Here is a 4,664-nt window from a genome sequence, read left to right on the forward strand (position 1 = left end):
TCTGTCGCACAATCTTTGTGCGGTATTGCCAAAAATCCCTGTACATCACGTCCGATGTACAGGGATTCTTTTCGATATATCAAAATTGTTCGGGAATCATTTTCGACAGTGACTTGTCCATAACTTGTCCGTCAGGTCCTGCACATGTCCGGAGTCAGGCAGTCAGGCGACTGCGTGGATAAACGAACGAATCAAACTTACTTGTTCTTGATTGCAGCCTGTGCAGCAGCCAGTCTTGCGATCGGCACACGGAACGGAGAGCAGGAAACATAGTCCAGACCGATTTCGTGGCAGAACTCAACAGATGTCGGGTCGCCGCCGTGCTCACCGCAGATACCGCAGTGCAGCTTGCTGTTGACCGGCTTACCCAGATCGATAGCCATCTTCATCAGCTTACCAACACCAGTCTGGTCCAGCTTAGCGAACGGATCGCTCTCGAAGATCTTTGCATCATAGTATGCACCGAGGAACTTACCAGCGTCGTCACGAGAGAAGCCGTAAGTCATCTGAGTCAGGTCGTTTGTACCGAAGCAGAAGAAGTCAGCTTCCTTTGCGATGTCGTCAGCAGTCAGAGCAGCTCTCGGGATCTCGATCATGGTACCAACTTCATAAGACAGGTCAGAACCAGCAGCAGCGATTTCAGCGTCAGCAGTTTCTACAACGACCTTCTTTACGAACTTCAGTTCCTTCACATCGCCGACCAGCGGGATCATGATCTCCGGCTTAACGGTCCAATCCGGATGATTCTTCTTTACGTTGATAGCAGCCTTGATGATTGCCTTGGTCTGCATTTCAGCGATTTCCGGATAAGTAACAGCCAGACGGCAGCCACGGTGACCCATCATCGGGTTGAATTCGTGCAGAGAAGCAATGATAGCCTTGATCTGATCTACAGTCTTGCCCTGAGCATCAGCCAGCTTCTTGATGTCTTCTTCTTCGGTCGGAACGAATTCGTGGAGCGGCGGATCCAGGAAACGGATGGTAACCGGATTGCCTTCCAGAGCTTCGTACAGAGCCTCGAAGTCGCCCTGCTGCATCGGTTCGATCTTTGCCAGAGCAGCCTTTCTTTCTTCAACAGTGTCAGAGCAGATCATTTCACGGAATGCTGCGATTCTGTCAGCTTCGAAGAACATGTGCTCGGTACGGCACAGACCGATACCTTCTGCACCCAGTTCGCGAGCCTTCTTTGCGTCAGCCGGAGTATCAGCGTTGGTACGAACCTTCAGAGTTCTGTACTTGTCTGCCCAGCCCATAACGCGGCCGAATGTGCCGGCGATGGAAGCGTCAACAGTCGGGATAATGCCGTCATAGATGTTACCGGTAGAACCGTCGATAGAAATGTAGTCGCCCTCGTGGAAGGTCTTTCCAGCCAGTTCGAACTGCTTGTCTTCTTCGTTCATCTTGATGTCGCCGCAGCCGGATACACAGCAGGTACCCATACCACGAGCAACAACGGCAGCGTGAGAAGTCATACCACCGCGGACAGTCAGGATACCCTGAGATGCCTTCATGCCGGTGATGTCTTCCGGAGAGGTTTCCAGACGAACCAGAATAACCTTTTCGCCCTTTGCGTTCCAGGTTTCTGCATCGTCAGCAGTGAATACGACCTTACCGCAGGCAGCACCCGGGGAAGCACCCAGACCCTTGCCCATCGGAGTAGCAGCCTTCAGAGCCTTGGCATCGAACTGCGGGTGCAGCAGGGTGTCCAGGTTTCTCGGATCGATCATCAGAACTGCTTCTTCTTCTGTCTTATGTCCTTCATCTACGAGGTCGCAAGCGATCTGCAGAGCAGCCTGTGCGGTTCTCTTACCGTTACGGCACTGCAGCATGTACAGCTTCTTGTTCTCGACAGTGAATTCCATATCCTGCATGTCGTGATAGTGGTTTTCCAGGGTATCACAAACCTTGATGAATTCATCGTAAGCTTCCGGGAATTCCTGTGCCATCTGAGCGATCGGCATCGGAGTACGAACGCCGGCAACAACGTCTTCGCCCTGTGCGTTGATCAGGAATTCGCCCATCAGCTTCTTTTCACCGGTAGCCGGGTCACGGGTGAATGCTACACCAGTACCAGACTCGTTGTTCAGGTTACCGAATACCATCGGCATTACGTTAACTGCGGTACCCCAGCTGTACGGAATATCGTTGTCACGGCGATATACGTTTGCACGCGGGTTGTCCCAGCTGCGGAATACAGCTTCGATAGCCAGCTTCAGCTGTTCTACCGGATCAGACGGGAAGTCTGTGCCCAGCTGGTTCTTGTACTCAGCCTTGAACTGTTCAGCCAGAGTCTTCAGATCAGCAGCGGTCAGCTCTACGTCGAACTTTACGCCCTTTTCTTCCTTCATCTTGTCGATGAGCTGTTCGAAGTACTTCTTGCCGACTTCCATAACAACGTCAGAGAACATCTGAATGAAACGTCTGTAGGAGTCATATACGAAACGCTCGAAAGCCGGATCCGGATTGCCCTTGATCATTGCAGCAACAACGTCGTCGTTCAGACCGAGGTTCAGGATGGTGTCCATCATACCCGGCATAGAAGCACGTGCACCGGAACGAACGGAAACCAGCAGCGGATTGTTCAGATCGCCGAACTTCTTGCCGTTGATCTCTTCCATCTTCTTAACGCCGTCCATGACCTGAGCCATGATCTCGTCGTTGATCTTGCGGCCGTCCTCATAGTACTGTGTGCAGGCCTCAGTTGTGATGGTGAAGCCCTGCGGTACCGGCAGACCGATGCTGGTCATCTCAGCCAGGTTTGCACCCTTACCGCCGAGGAGATTCCGCATGGTCATGTCGCCTTCGCTAAACATATAAACCCATTTGTTTGCCATTGGTAAATACCTCCAATTTTTGATTTCGATTGAATGTCCGGCTGCGTGATTGCATTCGGGGAAATCTGGCAAATTTCCCTTTCTCAACCGGCTCATTATTATTATAGCATACTTCTCATGAAAATACTATACACTTTTCAAGAAAAAATTACGCCCATTTTTGTGGCAAGTTATACAAAAATCACAATACACGAATTTTTTTTGAAAAAAGACTTGCAATCCTTTCAAGATTTTGTCATAATGTAAAAAGGGGCTTTTTCGGACGGCTGTCCGGAGGAGCACCCAATCCATGCAATGATGCAAAATCACTTTGCTCCGGAAATTTCCGGAGTGGGGTATTACAGGAGGACATAAAACATGAATCAGGTTGTTATTCTTGCCGGTGGACACGGCAAACGTATGAAGGCTGCGATCCCGAAGCCGATGCTGCAGGTACTGGACGTGCCGATGCTGGGCTGGGTGATCCGTGCATGCGAGGGTGCAGGCTTGAGCCGCATCTGCGTGGTGACCGGCTATAAGGCACAGTACGTGGAACTGTATCTGGGCAACCGCTATCGGACGGCTTTGCAGGCGGAACAGCTGGGCACCGGTCATGCAGTGATGCAGGCAGAAAAATTCATGCAGGAATTCACCGACGGCAACACACTGGTGCTCTGCGGTGATGCCCCGTTTATGGACAGCGAAACCATTGCCAATGCCCTGAAGCTGCACGAGGCACAGGAAAATGCCGTGACAGTCATCACTGCCACTTTGGAACAGCCCACCGGCTACGGCAGAATTCTCCGCAGCGAAACCGGCATTGCGGCGATCGTAGAGGAAAAAGATGCCACAGATGCACAGCGGGAGATCCACGAGGTGAACTCCGGTGCGTACTGGTTCAAGACCAAGGCTCTGCTGGAACTGCTGGGGAATCTGTCCCAGTCCAACGCACAGGGCGAGTATTACCTCACCGATACTGTGGGACTGGCACTGGAACGGGGCTGGAAAGCCAGTGCATACCGCAGCGAGAATCCGGACGTGATCCTGGGTGCCAACACCAGAAAAGACCTGCTGCATCTGAACAAGGTGGCACAGGAACGGGTTTTGGAGAAGCACATGGAAAACGGTGTCAACTTTGTCAACACCGACGGCATCATCATCGGCAACGATGTGGAGATCGGTGCGGAAACCACCATTCTGCCGGGTACCATTTTAAGAGGCAAGACCAAGATCGGTGCCAAGTGTACCATCGGCCCGAACTGCCTTATCGAAAACTGCAGCATCGGTGACCACGTGACACTGAACTATGTACAGGCGTTCGAGTCCGAGATCGAAGATGCTGTAAAGGCAGGCCCGTTTGTCCATATCCGTCCGAATTCACACCTGAAAAACGGTGTCAAGATCGGCGATTTCGTGGAAGTCAAGAACTCCACCGTGGGCGAGCAGACTGCCATTGCTCACCTGACATACGTAGGCGACAGCGACGTGGGCAAGAAAGTCAACTTCGGCTGCGGCACTGTCACCGTCAACTATGACGGTCTGAAGAAGCAGCGTTGTGTGATCGGTGATAACTGCTTTATCGGCTGCAACACCAACCTGATCGCACCGGTAGAACTGGGTAAGGGTGCTTATACTGCCGCAGGTTCTACGGTCACAAAGGACGTGCCGGATTACGCACTGGCTGTGGAACGTGCAGACCTCAAGGTCAAGGAGGGCTACAGCCTGAAGAAGCTGAAAAGCAAGCTGTTCCCCGAGGACGGCGGCAAGAAGTAATTTTCATAAAATCCCCCTTGAAAAAGAACGCTTTGATCCGTTATAATAGAGGCAATACCGCACAAAGAGCGTCTGGCG

2 protein-coding genes are annotated in these 4,664 nt (G+C 52.0%); one reads left to right on the plus strand and one right to left on the minus strand.

Annotated features, from left to right (window positions below; translation table 11 throughout):
- Positions 1 to 197: 197 nt before the first annotated feature.
- Positions 198 to 2,834 carry a pyruvate, phosphate dikinase gene (gene ppdK / locus RUMCAL_RS10320; RefSeq protein WP_021682802.1) on the minus strand — a complete coding sequence of 879 codons (2,637 nt, stop codon included), beginning with the start codon at positions 2,832 to 2,834 and terminating at the stop codon, positions 198 to 200.
- Between the two features lie 357 nt (positions 2,835 to 3,191).
- On the opposite strand from ppdK, the gene glmU reads away from it, so the two are divergent.
- Positions 3,192 to 4,586 (plus strand): bifunctional UDP-N-acetylglucosamine diphosphorylase/glucosamine-1-phosphate N-acetyltransferase GlmU, encoded by a 1,395-nt coding sequence (gene glmU, locus RUMCAL_RS10325; RefSeq protein WP_021682804.1) that lies wholly within the window; start codon positions 3,192 to 3,194, stop codon positions 4,584 to 4,586.
- The last annotated feature ends 78 nt before the right edge of the window (positions 4,587 to 4,664 follow it).

The sequence above is a fragment of the Ruminococcus callidus ATCC 27760 genome, assembly GCF_000468015.1.
In the GTDB taxonomy this organism is placed as follows: Bacteria; Bacillota; Clostridia; order Oscillospirales; family Ruminococcaceae; genus Ruminococcus_C; species Ruminococcus_C callidus.

What these genes read in the sequence shown, in the direction of transcription:
- ppdK (WP_021682802.1), bottom strand. Translation starts at nt 2,834, where the DNA reads ATGGCAAACAAATGGGTTTATATGTTTAGCGAAGGCGACATGACCATG.
- glmU (WP_021682804.1), top strand. Translation starts at nt 3,192, where the DNA reads ATGAATCAGGTTGTTATTCTTGCCGGTGGACACGGCAAACGTATGAAG.